11 protein-coding genes are annotated in these 16,094 nt (G+C 47.5%); 7 read left to right on the forward strand and 4 right to left on the reverse strand.

The genetic code is table 11. The annotated features are described in order from the left end of the window. Positions 1-41: 41 nt before the first annotated feature. Complete coding sequence (locus tag E0D71_RS09535) at positions 42-1,277, reverse strand: glycosyltransferase family 4 protein (protein WP_207923360.1); 1,236 nt, start codon at positions 1,275-1,277, stop codon at positions 42-44. A gap of 167 nt (positions 1,278-1,444) precedes the next feature. Here E0D71_RS09535 and fabV point away from each other — a divergent pair, with 167 nt between their 5' ends. Continuing rightward, positions 1,445-2,647: an enoyl-ACP reductase FabV gene (fabV, locus tag E0D71_RS09540; protein WP_133003077.1), complete on the forward strand. Its 1,203-nt coding sequence runs from the start codon at positions 1,445-1,447 to the stop codon at positions 2,645-2,647. Positions 2,648-2,752: 105 nt separating this feature from the next. Continuing rightward, positions 2,753-3,316, forward strand: coding sequence for a hypothetical protein (locus tag E0D71_RS09545; protein ID WP_133003078.1), 564 nt, complete (start codon positions 2,753-2,755; stop codon positions 3,314-3,316). On the opposite strand, the gene E0D71_RS09550 is transcribed toward E0D71_RS09545, so the two are convergent. The 3 genes from E0D71_RS09550 to ubiG form a co-directional block, all read right to left on the reverse strand. Continuing rightward, a complete protein-coding gene (locus E0D71_RS09550) occupies positions 3,302-6,262 on the reverse strand; it encodes an insulinase family protein (RefSeq protein WP_133003079.1) in 2,961 nt (986 codons plus the stop codon). The genes E0D71_RS09545 and E0D71_RS09550 overlap by 15 nt on opposite strands. A gap of 61 nt (positions 6,263-6,323) precedes the next feature. After that, positions 6,324-7,070, reverse strand: coding sequence for a YciK family oxidoreductase (locus E0D71_RS09555; protein ID WP_133003080.1), 747 nt, complete (start codon positions 7,068-7,070; stop codon positions 6,324-6,326). A gap of 28 nt (positions 7,071-7,098) precedes the next feature. Beyond that, complete coding sequence (gene ubiG / locus E0D71_RS09560) at positions 7,099-7,824, reverse strand: bifunctional 2-polyprenyl-6-hydroxyphenol methylase/3-demethylubiquinol 3-O-methyltransferase UbiG (RefSeq protein WP_133003081.1); 726 nt, start codon at positions 7,822-7,824, stop codon at positions 7,099-7,101. A 344-nt stretch (positions 7,825-8,168) separates the two neighbouring features. On the opposite strand from ubiG, the gene gyrA reads away from it, so the two are divergent. The 5 genes from gyrA to cmk all read left to right on the forward strand — a co-directional run bounded on the left by gyrA (position 8,169) and on the right by cmk (position 16,081). Beyond that, positions 8,169-10,841 carry a DNA gyrase subunit A gene (gene gyrA / locus E0D71_RS09565; protein WP_133003082.1) on the forward strand — a complete coding sequence of 891 codons (2,673 nt, stop codon included), beginning with the start codon at positions 8,169-8,171 and terminating at the stop codon, positions 10,839-10,841. A 70-nt stretch (positions 10,842-10,911) separates the two neighbouring features. Then, positions 10,912-11,991 (forward strand): 3-phosphoserine/phosphohydroxythreonine transaminase, encoded by a 1,080-nt coding sequence (gene serC / locus E0D71_RS09570; protein ID WP_133003083.1) that lies wholly within the window; start codon positions 10,912-10,914, stop codon positions 11,989-11,991. A 5-nt stretch (positions 11,992-11,996) separates the two neighbouring features. Further along, positions 11,997-13,118 carry a prephenate dehydratase gene (gene pheA, locus E0D71_RS09575; protein WP_133003084.1) on the forward strand — a complete coding sequence of 374 codons (1,122 nt, stop codon included), beginning with the start codon at positions 11,997-11,999 and terminating at the stop codon, positions 13,116-13,118. A 20-nt stretch (positions 13,119-13,138) separates the two neighbouring features. Next, complete coding sequence (locus E0D71_RS09580; protein ID WP_243712007.1) at positions 13,139-15,379, forward strand: prephenate dehydrogenase/arogenate dehydrogenase family protein; 2,241 nt, start codon at positions 13,139-13,141, stop codon at positions 15,377-15,379. 18 nt (positions 15,380-15,397) lie between these two features. Next, on the forward strand, positions 15,398-16,081 hold the full coding sequence (gene cmk, locus E0D71_RS09585; protein ID WP_133003085.1) for a (d)CMP kinase: 684 nt from the start codon (positions 15,398-15,400) through the stop codon (positions 16,079-16,081). Positions 16,082-16,094: the final 13 nt, after the last annotated feature.

Raw genomic sequence — 16,094 nt, forward strand, 5'->3', positions numbered from 1 at the left:
TTTTTCAGGCCTGTGAGCGCTCGCTTCATGGGTTCTTTGTGTTAATTACCTTCTTCTTTCTTGTTTTTTAGCTCTATCCACTGAGACATGTATTGGGTGCTTTTTAGGCTGTGGTGCCTGAGCATTTTACCCAAAAAATGTTTTTCCCTTAGGGTGTCTTTTAGGGCAAGTTGTCGCTCAATCCTTGTTAAAAAACGCGGTCCCCAGACGGCTTTATCGTAAAGGGTGTCTAGGATGGAAAAGCCATTTTTCTGCATCAGATGCCAGCTGGCAGAGTCCTGATAAAGCGCTGCGGCGGCGGCCGCAAATTCTTCTATGTCATCACTGATGACGCCATTCCAAGGCAGGTGCCCGTACATGGATTCTGCGCCGATTGAGGTGGTGATGCTGGGTGTGCCCATTTGCATGGCTTCGACAAGCTTGCCTTTAATGCCAGCCCCAAAGCGCAATGGGGCTAAGCAAATTCTGGCGTGTTTCATGACGTCTTGAGCGTCTTTGGCCCAGCCTTTTACCAGAAAACCTTCTTTTTCGTTGTGCAGTTGGGTGGCTTTTGGAGGCGGGTAGGCGCCGTAAATATGCAGCTCTGCGGTGGGGAGTTTTTTGCGTATCTTTGGCCACACTTGTTGTTTTAAATACAGAACGGCATCCCAATTCGGGGCGTGCCTAAAGTTGCCAATGGTAATAAAGTGTTGGCGTTCTTCGAAGGTGGGTAAAACCCCATATTCAGTGGATCTTTCCAGCATAAAGGGAAGGTGAAAAACATGAGACTCAGGCACATGAAATTCATTTACGAGTAGGTTTTTTTCGAACTCGGAAATCATTAATGTTAGGTCGCAGCGATGAATGGCAGCGATTTCTCGAATGCCCAAATCACTGTGCAGGTCTGCTTGCTGGAAGCTTCTCTTTTGTTTCAGTGCCTGATGGCGTGCTTCCCTTAGGGAATGAAGATCTTCGGTGTTTAGAATGCGCAATGCGTTGGGGCAGAACTTTTCAACTCGCCAACCAAACTGCTCTTCCATCATGAAGCGGTCAAACATCACTGCATCGGGTGCCAATGAGCTGACATAGTGGTCAAACGAGGCGTCGTTTAGCGTGATGTGCTCGCAGGCGATGTCGAGCTCGTCAAGCTTGGTCATGTGCTCGGTTTGTTGTGCTGGACTGACGAAAGTGATTTGCCAGTTGGCGTCTCGAAAAGTATGGAGCAATTGCATCATGCGACTGCCGGCCGCCGAGGAGTTTGGCTCTGGCCATACATAACCAATAACAAGTAGATGCATCAAGGTGTCTCTTTGCAGAAAATGGGGAACGAATGTCCGGTTATTGAAAGTGAGCGAGGACATATAGGATAAGCTATTGTATCATTGTGCGCAGATTTGTCTTGCCTGATGAAAGGTGCTTTCTGGTTAGGTAGGATGTAAGCAAAACATGACGTTGAGAAGATAATATGATCATTAAACCAAAGATTCGTGGATTTATTTGTACCACCACTCACCCTGTAGGCTGTGAGCAAAACGTAAGAGAGCAGATTGCTTTTACGAAAGCAAAAGGCCAAGTGGAAAATGGCCCTAAAAAAGTATTGGTCATTGGTTCTTCTAGTGGTTATGGCTTGTCTTCTCGTATTGCAGCGGCATTTGGTTCTGGTGCGGCGACAATCGGTGTTTTCTTTGAAAAACCAGCAACAGAAAAGAAAACGGGTACTGCGGGTTGGTACAATGCGGCGGCGTTTGAAAAAGCAGCCAAAGAAGAAGGTTTGTACGCCAAAAGCATTAATGGCGACGCTTTCTCAAATGAAGCGCGTGACAAAGTCATCGAGTTGATCAAGCAAGACCTTGGTGAAATCGATATGGTGGTTTACTCATTGGCGTCGCCAGTGCGCAAAATGCCAGAAACTGGCGAAGTCATTCGTTCTGTTTTGAAGCCGATCGGTCAGCCTTACCGTTCTACTGCGATCGATACGAATAAAGATGTGATTATCGAAGCGGAAATTGAGCCAGCGACAGAAGAAGAAATTGCGGCGACAACGACCGTAATGGGTGGCCAAGATTGGGAATTATGGATGTCTGCGTTGCAAGAAGCGGGCGTATTGGCTGAAGGTGTGCGTACCGTTGCGTATTCTTACATCGGCTCTGATATTACATGGCCTATCTATTGGCACGGTGCTCTAGGTAAAGCGAAAGAAGATCTAGATCGTGCTTCTGCTGCAATTAACGGTCAGCTGTCTGTGCTTAATGGTGGTGCTAACGTCGCTGTCTTGAAGTCGGTTGTGACTCAAGCTTCTTCGGCTATTCCAGTGATGCCTTTGTATTTGGCTATGGTCTTCAGAGTGATGCGCGAAAAAGGCCTTCATGAAGGTTGTATGGATCAGATATACCGCATGTTCTCTGAGCGTTTGTACAATAACCATAACCCAGCTGAATTGGTTGATGACGCGAACCGTTTGCGCTTGGATGATTGGGAGCTGCGCGACGATGTTCAGCAAGCTTGCCGTGATCTATGGCCACAAATTACCGATGAAAACTTATTTGCTGAAACCGATTATCAGCTTTACAAAGATGAGTTTTTGAAGCTGTTTGGTTTTGGTGTAGATGGCGTTGATTACGAAGCGGATGTGGATTCATTGGTTGAGTTTGATGTTATTACTTTGTAATACGCTCAGCGATTAGTTTACAAAAAGGAGGCTAAGCAGTGTTTAGCCTCCTTTTTTAATGGCTGATTATCTCTTATAGTTAGAGGCTCGATCTTTGGGGTGGTTATGAAAAAAATAGTAGGGGTTATGTTTGTGCTGCCTTTAGTGGTGCAGGCTCAAACAGTGGAAATTCAACCGGTGGATATTATCTATGGCAATCAGGTGATCCATGGTCGTCATCAGGTGGTGCTTAATTCTCCAGATGAGGTTGCTGTTATTCCTGCTGAAAAAAGTAAAGTGTCGTTGTTGGGGCCTAATGTGGTGGTGACGGCGACGGGGGCGGATCGCTCTTATCTTGAAGAGCAGAAGATCGCCAAAAGAGAAAAAGCGATTTATGATGAGGTGAATAAGCGTACTAAAGATGCACCCTTTACGGTTTTGTTTACTGGTCATATCCCTGATGATATTCAAGAAAAGCGCCTGCGAATGATGCCGGAAATAGGTGTCTTTGGCGATCAGCTTAATAAGCTAGAGAAGTCTCAAGATGACTCGAATTCACAAAATCTAATCCCAGATACCGGAGAGTTCTCAGAAATAAAGCCTAAAACACCAGCGGTGAAGGCTTCCAATAATGTAGCGAAGCCGAGTGAAAGCCAAGAAGATAAACTGGAAAAACTAATTGGCGGCTAGGGTGTGTGTGTTGTGTTGAGCTTCTATTTTTAACGAGTGTCCAGTCAAGTTGTTGCCTTCTGGGTGAGCTTTTATCCAGTGTCCTTTCTGTATTAGTGTCTTATCTAGCGCTTTATTGTGAATGAGTATTTTTGCAGTATTGCCTTGTTCTATTTTCTGCTTAATGTACTGAATAAAACCTTCTTGCGTGATCCCTTCTACGACCTTAATAGCTTGTTTTTTGTGATCAAAATCCTGTGAGTATTTGGCGATTTCATGCCATTCATCGTACGCGTTGTCGTCTAGATTTCTAGCGCCCATTTTTAGGCTACTCAGTAGACTGTTTTTGGTGTTCTGAAAGTCTTGTTTGGGCAGTGTTTGCAACAATATGGCTTGTTCTTTGATAAAGGATTCAATGGCGTTGACCAAGGTGTTGGTGTCCTTATCAGGGGACTGTATGAGAAAGCCGAGAATAGGGGTGTTGCGTGTACTGAGGTCTTGCACGCCGACAATGTAGCCCAGTTGTTGTTCGGTGCGCAGCTGGTTGTAAAAGCGGCTGTTGAGTATGTTGCACAAGATGGCAAAGTAGGACTTTTGCAGAGTGGATTCGTACTCAGTTTTGTTTTCTGTCTGCGGGCCTGTGTCTATCAAGGAGTAAAGGACTGTGCTGTCTTTGCTGATAGATGGGAAGCGGTACTCGAGCTTTTCTTGTGCGGCCAGTTGCTTGGTTTCTACCTTGGTCGATAAGTGAGGGGCGAGTCTGTTGATGAATCGCTCATGCAGTGTGCTGGCAAGCTTCATGGCGTTTGCTTCTGACACGTCGCCAGTGCTGTAGCCGACGACTTCGAAGTGGCTTTTGGCGTTCTTGATGTAGTTTTGAAGGTCCCCAATGGTGCTGTCTTTAAGTGCCGCAAGCAGTTCTTTGGTGGTGAAGTTGTTCTTGGTGATCAAGGAGCTTAGTGCAATGTTGGCGCCTTGATAGGCTTGGCGGCTCTTTTGGTTATCGAGATCTTTCTTTAGCTGTGCCTTGATGCGCTGAAAGTCTTGCGGCGTAGGCTTGAATAGAAAAAACTGATCGACCAGCCAAACGAGGTAGTCGCCTTGTTTGTCTGCATAGCCTGTGGTGTTAAAAGAAATGCCATTAAGGTGAGGGTAGAGGCTGTAGCCAAGGCCTGCAATATAGGGCTCATAAGTGGACTCGCTGATGCTGTCGTTTACGGTTCGAGTCCATAAATGATTGAGTACGCTGTGCTTGGCGGTATCGGCAGCGTGGTCAAATTGAATGGCGAGAAAGTTAATGCTGGTTGGTTTTTGGAAGCTGGTGTCCGCTTTGTGCCAAAAGGTGAAATTCTTTTTCTGGAGGATGATGTGTGGCGTCTTATCTTGCTCATCGACCATGCTGAGTGATGTTGGGATGAACGGATTCTTTTTGGGAAGTGTGATGGCCGTATTTTTGGTGGAGAAATGCACCATGTTCAAAAAATAGTCGCTAAATTGGGTGTTGCTGTACTGGCTTTGGTACCAGGGTTCTGTGTGCCATGTGATGGGGTCTTTTGACCATTTTTTGGGTAGTGTGTGTTGGGTGGATAATTGGACCAATAGGTTTTGATCGGTTAGTTGATTCAAAATATGGGTGATGTCTTTGTTGCTGGCGACTTTCTCTATTTTGAAGCTGCTAAGGGCGTCTTGTGGTGGCACCGACAGCATCCTAGAAGACAGTAGCTTGGCTAAGGCTTGTGGGCTGATGTAATTGTGATAGTCATAGGTCAGTTTGCTTAGTGTGACTTCTTCTTCGAGATAAACAGGGTTAATCGGGGCTGACTTAATGGTGCCGATCGTAGCGAAGAAGGTGCTGGCAACCTTGTCTATGTTGTGCGTGCCTTGGTCGGTCAGTCGAATGTCGGTACAAAATAGCGCGTTGTGCTCGTAGTCAGGGGATATGTCGCTGCTTAAGCTGTTGATTAAGTCTTCGTTTTTAAGTGTGGCGTACAGTGACCCTTTGCTTTCGTTGCCTAAAATATAGGTTAAATAGCGAGCTGGGCGTGTCTTGTAGTGTTTTTCTTGGCTGTCAATCTGGTAGCAAAATGACAGCGTGTTGCTGTCTATATTGGGGCGAGTGAACTGCAGTTGAGGTGCCCCGGGTTTGAGTAATGATGGGGCTTTTGGTCTTGGTTTTATGTTGCCAGAAGGGATGGCTGAAAAGTATTTGGTGGCCAATGCATCAAGATCTGCCATTGGCAGGTTAGCAACCAACACCAAGGCCATGTTGTTGGCCACATAGTTTTCTTTATAAAGCGTCAGTAGTTGTTTGTGCAGTGGGTTATTTTCGCGGTCTTTCAGTGTGTCTAAACTGCCGACGGTGAATTGACTCTGAGGGTGTTCTGGGTTGAGTAATGTTTTAAAGGCCTGATTGAGGCGACGGCGTTGACTGTTAAATTTCGCTTTGTATTCGGCGTTAACCGCGTTTTTTTCCCGTTGTGCGGAATTCGGGTCAAGCAGTGGGGCAATGAAAAATTGTGAAAATCTATCCAATGCGCCGCTAAAGTGCTTACTTTCTATATCAAAGAAAAAGTTGGTGGAGTTGATGCTGGTGTAAGCGTTGTAGCTGCCGCCATGGTGGCTAATAAAGGACTGGTAGCTGCCAGCATTAGGGTATTTTTGGGTGCCTAAGAGCAGCATGTGTTCTAAAAAATGCGCTAATCCCTGTTGGTTTTTAGGGTCTTGGTAACTGCCGACATTTACGGCCATGGAAGCGGCAAATCGTTCTGCGTGTGGGTCGCTAACAAGGATGACATTGAGGCCATTTTTTAGCGTTATTAAACTGTAGTTGTTGTGATCGCTAATGGCTTTTTCAAGAGGCTTATGAGGGTTGCTGGTTACTGTGGCGGCGAAAGCGGTAGGGTGAAAGCCGACGAGAGTGGCGAGAAAAAAAAGCGCAGTGATCAATGTCTTAGGTATTGTTGTCATGTCACGATACTAGCCGAAAGTTTGAGTGGCGCGCAATGGTGGAAAACCATTGCGCGGTAGTTTATTTGGCTTGAGCGTCTAATGATTTGCCATTGATGCCTTCGCTATCGGCGCCCATTAAATACAGGTAAACCGGCATTATTTCCTCAGGAGAGGGAAGGGTTTCTGGGTCTTCTGCCGGGTAAGCGGCCGCGCGCATTGTGGTGCGGGTTGCCCCTGGATTGATGGCGTTGCAGCGAATGTTGGAGGTGCTCTCTAATTCGTCAGCAAGCAGTTGCATCATGCCTTCGGTGGCAAATTTCGACACCGAATAAGCGCCCCAGTAAGCTCTGGCTTTTCTACCAACGCTGGAGGTTGTAAACACAATTGACGCGTTGGGGGCCGCCTTTAATAGTGGCATAAGGGCTTGGTTTAGCATGAATTGGCTAAGCACGTTAACCTTCATGACCTGATCAAAGACCTCGGCGTCGTAGGTTTCAAGTGGGGTGCGTTCACCTAGTAGGCTGGCGTTGTGTAAAATACCGTCTAGGTGTCCGAATTCATTTTTTAGCGTGGCTGCCAGTTCAATAAAATCGTGCTCGCTGGCGCCATCTAAATTGAGTGGGACTATGGCAGCCTGTGGGTAGCCTTTCGCTTCGATGGTGTCGTAAACGGCTTCTAGTTTTTTTGTGGTTCTGCCTAATAATATGACAGTGGCGCCATGCTGGGCGTAGGTGAGGGCGGCGGTTTTGCCGATGCCATCTCCAGCGCCAGTGACCAGAATTATCTTGTCTTTGAGTAGTTGCTCTGGGGCTTGATAATCAAACATAACGCCTCCTTCTCTCTTATTTAATGGCTTACATGCTCGGCTTCTGGGTATGCATCATGTAATTCACGGACACATCTTTGTCTGTAAGCTTATAGTGTTTAGTGATTGGGTTGTAGGTAAGTCCGGTCATGTGTAGGACTTCTAGTCCTGCTTTTCTTGCGTGATTGTTCAGCTCAGCAGGTTGAATGAACTTGGCGTAATCGTGGGTGCCTTTTGGCAACATGTTTAGAATGTATTCGGCGCCTACAATCGCAAAAAGGTACGCTTTCGGGTTGCGATTGATGGTGGAGAAAAAGACGTGACCGCCAGGTTTGACCAGAGTCATGCAGGCTTTGATGACGGACGCTGGGTCTGGCACGTGCTCAAGCATTTCTAGGCAAGTCACTACATCATAAGTGCCGGCTTCGCGATCCGCGATTTCTTCGGCGGTGATTCTTTCGTAGTCGATGTCTAGTTTGGACTCTTCTAGGTGTAAGTTGGCAACCGCGAGAGGCGCTTCACCCATGTCGATGCCTTTAACGTCGGCACCCAGTTTGGACATGGCTTCTGACAAAATGCCGCCACCGCAGCCAACATCAATGACTTTTTTTCCAGACAGACCTGCGCGTTCATTAATATAGTTAACGCGCAATGGGTTGATGTCGTGCAGAGGTTTGAATTCATTCTCAGTGTCCCACCAACGGCTGGCTAGCGCTTCAAATTTAGCCACTTCGGTAAAATCTACATTGTTGTGCTGTTCTTTTGTATTGGTCATGGTTAATTTCCGATGGTGTTGTAGGGCGTTGTCTGCATCTAGGGTGTTGAGTTAGATAGATGCTGCCGTTTTATGGCGGATTGGCCAAAGTGTTCTTTGCATTATAGCGAGATCAATACAGGCAACCAATAGCAAACTTGGCTTGCTCGTGGTTTCTTTGTCAGTTAATCGTCTGAATCGTGTCATAAATTTTGTCAGATTGAGTGTCTCGGTAGAGTCATCAAATAGCAAACAAAAGATACTGTCGCAGGGGTGTTATTTATTTCCTTATGGTACAATGCAGCGCTTATAAAAAGATATCAGGGCGTCTGTCAGACTCCGAGGCATAAGGATCGGTTGTATCTATGGGTGAATTAGCCAAAGAAATTATTCCCGTCAGTATCGAAAACGAACTAAAGGGTTCCTACCTAGATTACGCAATGAGTGTAATCGTTGGGCGTGCATTACCAGACGTACGAGATGGTTTAAAGCCCGTCCACCGTCGTGTTTTGTTCGCAATGAATGAACTGAAAAACGATTGGAATAAACCGTACAAAAAATCCGCGCGTATCGTCGGTGATGTAATCGGTAAGTACCATCCACATGGTGATGTGGCTGTTTACGACACTATTGTTCGTATGGCGCAACCTTTCTCCATGCGTTACACCTTGGTGGATGGACAAGGTAACTTCGGTTCTGTCGATGGCGATAGCGCCGCCGCAATGCGTTATACCGAAATTCGTATGGCCAAAATCGCCCATCATTTATTGATGGATCTTGAAAAAGAAACGGTCGATTTTGTTCCTAACTACGATGGCACTGAATTTATGCCATCGGTTATGCCTTCCCGAGTACCAGGCTTATTAGTGAATGGTTCTGCCGGTATTGCGGTGGGCATGGCAACGAACATTCCTCCTCACAATTTAGGTGAAGTAATCGATGGCTGCTTAGCGGTTATTGATAATGCTGACATTACTGTTGATGAGTTGATGGAGCATGTTCCTGGTCCAGATTTTCCGACAGCGGCCTTTATTAATGGTCGTGCCGGTATCGTGGAGGCCTATAAAACAGGTCGCGGTCGTATTTACATGCGCGCCCGTCACCACTTTGAAGACATGGAAAAGGGCAATCGCCAAGCCATCGTCTTTACTGAGATTCCTTATCAGTTAAACAAAGCGAAAGTCATTGAAAAAATCGCTGAGCTGGTAAAAGAGAAAAAATTAGAAGGGATTAGTGAGTTGCGTGATGAGTCTGATAAAGACGGCATGCGCATTGTGATTGAACTGCGTCGCGGTGAAAACCCAGACGTAGTGGTGAATAATATTTTCACTCAAACACAACTCCAATCTGTTTTTGGTATCAATATGGTGGCCTTAGTCGATGGCCGTCCACAATTGCTTAACCTGAAACAAATCCTTGAATGCTTTGTCAAACACCGTCGTGAAGTGGTGACTCGTCGTACTATCTTCGAGCTTCGCAAAGCGCGTGAGCGTGGTCACATTCTTGAAGGTTTGGCGGTGTCTCTTGCCAACATCGATCGCGTTATCGAGTTGATCAGAATGTCGCCAACGTCGGCGGAAGCAAAAGAAAGAATTGTTGCTGAATCTTGGCAGCCAGGCAATGTGATGGCGATGTTAGAACGCGCGGGTTCTGATGCTTGTCGTCCTGATGATCTGGATGCGCAATATGGTTTTGTGGATGGTGCTTACCACCTTTCTCCAGACCAAGCGCAAGCGATTCTGGATTTGCGTTTGCACCGTTTAACGGGCTTAGAACACGAAAAACTCATGGCGGAGTACAAAGCGCTGATTGAGTTGATCGCTGAACTATTGGAAATCTTGTCTAACCCTGATCGTTTGATGGAAGTCATTCGTGAAGAGCTAGAAGAAGTTCGTGATTCGTTTGGTGATGTGCGTCGTACTGAAATCTTAACGTCTCGTCAAGATTTGACGATTGCGGATTTGATTGATGAAGCGCCTATGGTTGTGACGATTTCGGATACCGGTTATGCGAAATCTCAACCATTAGAAGAATACAAAGCTCAGCGCCGAGGCGGTCGCGGTAAATCTGCGTCAGCCATGAAAGACGAAGACCATATTAGCCATCTATTAGTAACAAGCAGTCACGATACTGTGATGCTGTTTACTAACTTTGGTAAAGTGTATTGGTTGCGCGTGTTTGAAATTCCAACGGCCAGCCGTAACTCGAAAGGCCGTCCGATTGTAAACTTGTTACCGTTTGCAGAAGGTGAACATGTTTCGGCTTTATTGCCATTAACAACACCGGAAAAATCAGACGCGGATGCAGAAGTGGATGAAGAGGCTCAAGAAGCCAGCAGCTACATCTTCATGGCAACAGCCAACGGTACTGTTAAGAAAACAGCAATGGAGCATTTTGCTCGCCCTCGTTCAACGGGTCTGATTGCCTTGAGTCTAGATGACAGTGATGCTCTTGTGGGTGTTGCTCAAACGACTGGCAACGATGACATTATGTTGGTATCGAGCTCTGGTAAAACGATTCGCTTCTCTGAAGGCGACGTGCGTGCCATGGGTCGTACCGCCGCCGGTGTTCGTGGTATTCGTTTAGGCGAAGACGCAAAAGTGGTTTCTTTGATCGTTCCTCAAGAAGGCGCTGCCGTCTTGATGGCGTGTGAAAATGGTTATGGTAAGCGTACTTCGATCGACGACTTCCCAGTCTACGGTCGTGGTGGTCAAGGGGTTATCGGTATCCAGGTCTCTGAGCGTAATGGCCCAGTGGTTGGTGCGACTCAAGTAGACGAAACGGATGAGATTATCTTGATCACAGATCAAGGAACCTTGGTTCGTACGCGAGTCACCGAAGTGTCTTGTCAAGGTCGAAACACACAAGGTGTTACCTTGATTCGCTTAACAAACGATGAGCACCTAGTGGGTGTGGTTCGTGTTGTTGAAGACGATGAAGGTGATGTGGAAGACGGCGAGGAGCTTGGAGCAGATGAGGCGGCAGCGCCGACTACTGCTTCTGGTGAGACGCCTGATACCACCGAAGACGAAGAGTAATAAGAGCGGCGCACCTTGGTGCGTCGCTTTTGTTTAAGTTAGATCCTGGATACTAGAGGTAAAAAACAGGATGAGCCGAGTTTATAATTTTTGTTCTGGTCCAGCTGCACTCCCTGAAGAAGTTCTAAAGAAAGCGCAGTCTGAATTGTTGGATTGGCATGGCGCTGGCGTTTCCGTGATGGAAATGAGCCATCGTAGTGCTGAGTTCATGTCTATTCTTGCTTCGGCGAAAGCGCGTCTGGCGCGTTTGCTGGATATTAGTGATGACTATGAAATCTTGTTTGCACAGGGTGGTGCGTCTACCTTGTTTGCACAGATTCCGGCCAACCTAATGAATGGTTTTGACTCGGCTTGTTACTTGGATACGGGCGCTTGGTCCACCAAGGCGATTAAAGAAGCGAAAAAATACGGCCAGATCAATGTGGTTGCGTCTTCTAAAGCGCAGAATTACCAAACTGTGCCAGCATTTTCTTCTTTTGATTTGGATGAAAGCGCGGCGTACTTGCATTTGTGCCCGAATGAAACCATTGGTGGTTTGGAATTTTCCGAGTTGCCTGAAACCTCGTTGCCGATTGTGGCGGATTTATCGTCGACGATTTTGTCTCGTAAAATAGACGTTAGCAAATACGGCATGATTTACGCGGGTGCCCAGAAGAATGTTGGACCTGCGGGTGTGGTGATTTGTATTGTGCGTAAAGACTTGTTGGCGCGCAGTGCGGAGACTTTACCGACGACGTGGAATTTTGCGACCTTGGCGAAAAACGACTCCATGATCAACACGCCACCTACCTTCGCCATTTACTTGGCGGATTTGGTGTTTGAGTGGTTGGAAAATCAAGGTGGCGTAGAGGCCATTGAGCAAGCCAATATTCGTAAGGCCGAAGCACTGTATCGTGCGATTGACGAAAGCAGCTTCTATTCTAATCCGATTGACCCAGCTTACCGTTCACGCATGAATGTGCCTTTTGTGTTGGCGGACGACTCTCTTGAAGCGTTGTTTTTGGAAGAATCAGAAGCGGCAGGCTTGAGAACCTTAGCAGGGCATCGCTCTGTGGGCGGAATGCGCGCGAGTATCTACAACGCGATGCCGATGGAAGGGGTGCAAGCCTTGATCGACTTCATGCATTCTTTTGAACAGCGTCACGGATAATTATTATGGCAAATACGAAACAGTCTGTGCCTGAAACATTGCCTTTGCTGAGAGATCGGATCGATTCCATTGACTCGCAAATTCAGGCTTTGATAAATGAGCGGGCGCAGTGTGCTCAAAAAGTAGCGGAAGTAAAGCTGGCTGAGCAAGGCGGCGATGCCGTGGTGTTTTATCGTCCGGAGCGTGAAGCTCAAGTGTTGCGTCGCGTGATGGAACGTAATGAAGGGCCGCTTGGCAACGAAGAAATGGCGAAGATCTTTCGCCAAATAATGTCTTCTTGTTTGGCGCTGGAAAAACCGATGCGCATTGCGTTTTTAGGGCCGGAAGGGACCTTTACGCAACAGGCGGCGCTGAAGCATTTTGGTAAATCTATTGTTAGTGCGCCGATGGCCGCGATAGACGAAGTGTTTCGCGAGGTGGAATCGGGGGCCGCCAATTATGGAGTGGTGCCGGTAGAAAACTCCACCGAGGGTGTGGTAAATCACACCTTAGACAGCTTTCGAGATTCGCAGTTGAAAATCTGTGGGGAAGTGGAAGTGCGTATTCATCACCATTTATTGGTGAGTCCACACAGTAATGCAGACGAAGTAACGCATATCTATTCTCATCAACAATCCTTGGCGCAATGCCGTGCTTGGCTGGATCGTTACTGGCCGCATGCTGAGCGTGTGGCGGTGAGTTCTAATGCTGAAGCGGCGCGTCTTGCTGCTGAGGCGGGCAAAAACGGTCGCGCAGTGGCTGCCATTGCTGGCGAAGTAGCCTGTGAATTGTATGGTCTTATGACGGTGTCTGCCAATATTGAAGATCGTCCTGATAACACGACGCGCTTTTTGATTGTTGGTAATCAAGATGTGCCGGCAAGTGGTAAGGACAAGACTTCCTTGTTGATCAGTGCGAAAAACGAGCCGGGTGCTTTGTACCGCTTGTTGGAAGCGTTTGAGCGCCATGGTGTTGATATGACGCGTCTTGAAACACGACCTTCGTTAATGAGTCGTTGGGGTTATATCTTTTACATAGACTTTGTCGGCCATTATCAAGATGAAGCCTGTCAGGCGGTTATTGCGGAGTTGAGAGGGCGAGCTTCTGAAGTAAAAGTGCTTGGCTCTTACCCGGTTGCCGTTCTTTAGTCTAATAATTGGTGTTGTTTGTGAATAGAAATGACTCAGAAAACGTGCTCGACTCTCAGCGAGAGGGAAAGCCGTTCGGTAATGTGTTGATTGTTGGTCTGGGCATGATTGGCGGATCTTTCGCCAAAGCGCTAAAAGAAAAAGGCTTAGCCACTCTTTACGGTGCCGACCGTAGAGAGGGCGAGTTGGCGTTAGGGGTGTCGACAGGTGTGATTGATTACCCTGCCGCCTTGACGGCAGAATACATTGCGCACATGGATGTGATTGTCTTAGCGACCCCAGTTAGGGCGATGGAATCTGTGTTATTAGAAATACAGCCGCATTTGAAAGACACGACCTTGCTGACGGATGTGGGTTCCACAAAAGGCAGCGTGGTGAGTGCGGCTAAAAAAGTATTTGGTGAAGTGCCTGCTAATTTTATTCCGAGTCACCCTATTGCTGGTGCGGAAAAAAGCGGTGTGTTGGCGGCCAATTCCCAGTTGTTTGAAAAGCACATGGCGATTGTGACTCCCTTGGTCGACAGTAATCCGGCGCTGCTGGATCGTTTGCATCAATTGTGGTCCGCTGTGGGCTCGGATGTGGTGAGCATGGATGTGGAACATCACGATCATGTGCTTGCGTCTTCCAGTCATTTGCCGCATTTATTGGCGTATACCTTGGTGGATGCGCTGGCGAACAGTGATCGAAGTCAGGATGTGTTTAAATTCGCAGCAGGCGGTTTTCGTGATTTCACTCGTATTGCCTCCAGTGATCCTGTTATGTGGCGTGATGTCTTCTTATCTAATAAAGAAGCGACACTGGCAACGTTAGATCATTTTACTGAGCGTTTAGCGGTGATGAGAACGGCTATTGAGCAGGGTGATGGCGCCAGTATGTTTGGTGTTTTTACTCGGGCGAAATCCGCTCGTGATCATTTTCTTCGTTTGTTGGAACAGCGAACCTCTGCTGTTCCTAAAGAAGTTCGTCCGGTTTCTATTAGTGTTGCTCCCGCGTCTTCCATAAAAGGCCGTGTTTCTTTATCCGGCGACAAGTCTTTGTCACATAAAGCGATTACGCTAGCTTGTCTTGCTCATGGGGTGAGTCATTTACGCAACGTCGATCTAACCGGTGATGTTCGTGTTACGGTTCAGGCCTTTCGAGATATGGGGGTGGTGATTGAAGAGGTGGCTGCAGACCAATTGCGTGTTCATGGGGTTGGCTTAAAAGGGCTAAAAGCACCAATAGCGCCGATTAATGTGCATCAGTCTAGTGTGAGTTTGCATTTGCTGTTGCCAGTGTTGGCTGGACAGGATTTCCCCGTTACCTTGGTCGGTGAAGGGGCATTATTGAACCAACCGATGAAGGCGTTGTTTAACTTGGTGCGCTCTATGGGGGGTCATGTAATGACCGCCACAGCGGACTGCTTGCCTGTTTCTTTGGCGCCATCCACCTCTCAGCGAGTGTCCTTGGTGTTAAACAGTGGCTCGAAAAGGCTTCATGCTGCCGCGCTGCTGGCCATGTTGTATTCCCCAGAAGGCGCCGAGTTACAGGCGTGCAAATATGGTGTGTCACAGGTGAAGGCCTTGTTTTCCTGCTTCGGTTTGGATGTTTCGCTTAACGGTAGTGTTGTCAGTCTTGTGCCTGCAACGCCTCAAGGGGCAGACATTGAACTGCCCGGAGACGTTAACCAAACCGCGTGGTTGACGCTGTCTGCCGTATTGTCCCCAGGGTCTAGGTTGGCCATAGAGAATGCGTTTGTCGGTGAAATGGCGTCGCCTTATGTGTCTTTTTTGCAAAGCATTGGCGCCAATATTCGAGTTGCAGAGCAGCAATCGGCAGGATTTGAGGTCGGTAAACTGGATGTGTCATTTGCGCCCTTGTCTTGTTTTGAGTTAGCGGCGGCGGATGTTTATGGTTTGCGCAATGAGTTAGCGTTTGTGTGTGTTGCGGCGGCTTATGCCTCCGGAGTGAGTGTTATTCGAGGCTTATCGGATCTGCCATATTATTATGAAGATCGAATTTTGTCTTTGGTGGACGCGCTGACACATTTTGGCATCGTTTGTGAATACAGCTCAGGCAACTTGTCGATCACTGGTGGGGTTCCGCTTGGTGGTGAGGTTGATTGTGCTGGTGATTATCGTTTGGCATTGGCTATGTTGGCGCTGGGGCTGCGTAGCCGAGAAGTGACCAAGGTGAATGATTGCCAAAAATTATTAGAAGAGTTTACTGAGTTAGGGAGTGTTGCGGCGCAGTTGGGTTTTCACTGTGCAGTAGTGCAATAGAAATTAAGAGGAATGTTTATGATAAATCAAGCTCCAGTCATCGCGATTGATGGTCCAAGTGGTGCCGGTAAAGGCACTGTCAGTCAGTTGGTCGCAGAGAAGCTGGGATGGCATTTGCTTGATAGTGGTGCGCTGTACCGTTTGTTGGCGTTGGCGGTGTCTCATCATGGGATGTCAGTAGAAGACGCGGACACGCTGAAAGTGTTGGCTGAACATTTAGATATTCAGTTCGAGCAATCAGAAGAAAGTAAAGTCGAAATCGTGTTAGAGGGTGAGATCGTCACCCAAGCGATCAGAACCGAAGAAGTAGGGCACAATGCGTCCAAACTAGCGGCGATTCCTGAAGTGCGTGAGGGTTTGTTGTTGCGTCAGCGCGCTTTTGCTCAAGCACCAGGACTAGTTGCAGATGGTCGAGATATGGGCACTGTTGTGTTCCCGAATGCGCCCATTAAGATTTTCTTAACCGCGTCTGCAGAAGAGCGTGCCCAGCGCCGCTTACTTCAATTGCAACAAAAAGGTGAGGCGGTTAATCTAGAAGAATTGGTACAATCTATTAAAGAAAGAGATGAGCGCGATGCGAATCGAGCCATAGCGCCGCTTGTTCCAGCCGCTGGTGCGCTGGTTATTGATAGTACAGATCTTTCTATTGAAGAGGTTGTTGAGATCGTTTTTGCTGAATCAGTGAAGGCTGGTCTGATATAGCCTGTTCTTTTGT

Source organism: Marinomonas sp. KMM3893 (assembly GCF_004352855.1).
GTDB classification, from domain to species: Bacteria; Pseudomonadota; Gammaproteobacteria; order Pseudomonadales; family Marinomonadaceae; genus Marinomonas; species Marinomonas arenicola.

Bases quoted from the DNA above. Each gene is read 5' to 3' on its own strand.
- E0D71_RS09535 (WP_207923360.1), bottom strand. From the start codon at position 1,277: ATGCATCTACTTGTTATTGGTTATGTATGGCCAGAGCCAAACTCCTCG.
- fabV (WP_133003077.1), top strand. From the start codon at position 1,445: ATGATCATTAAACCAAAGATTCGTGGATTTATTTGTACCACCACTCAC.
- E0D71_RS09545 (WP_133003078.1), top strand. From the start codon at position 2,753: ATGAAAAAAATAGTAGGGGTTATGTTTGTGCTGCCTTTAGTGGTGCAG.
- E0D71_RS09550 (WP_133003079.1), bottom strand. From the start codon at position 6,262: ATGACAACAATACCTAAGACATTGATCACTGCGCTTTTTTTTCTCGCC.
- E0D71_RS09555 (WP_133003080.1), bottom strand. From the start codon at position 7,070: ATGTTTGATTATCAAGCCCCAGAGCAACTACTCAAAGACAAGATAATT.
- ubiG (WP_133003081.1), bottom strand. From the start codon at position 7,824: ATGACCAATACAAAAGAACAGCACAACAATGTAGATTTTACCGAAGTG.
- gyrA (WP_133003082.1), top strand. From the start codon at position 8,169: ATGGGTGAATTAGCCAAAGAAATTATTCCCGTCAGTATCGAAAACGAA.
- serC (WP_133003083.1), top strand. From the start codon at position 10,912: ATGAGCCGAGTTTATAATTTTTGTTCTGGTCCAGCTGCACTCCCTGAA.
- pheA (WP_133003084.1), top strand. From the start codon at position 11,997: ATGGCAAATACGAAACAGTCTGTGCCTGAAACATTGCCTTTGCTGAGA.
- cmk (WP_133003085.1), top strand. From the start codon at position 15,398: ATGATAAATCAAGCTCCAGTCATCGCGATTGATGGTCCAAGTGGTGCC.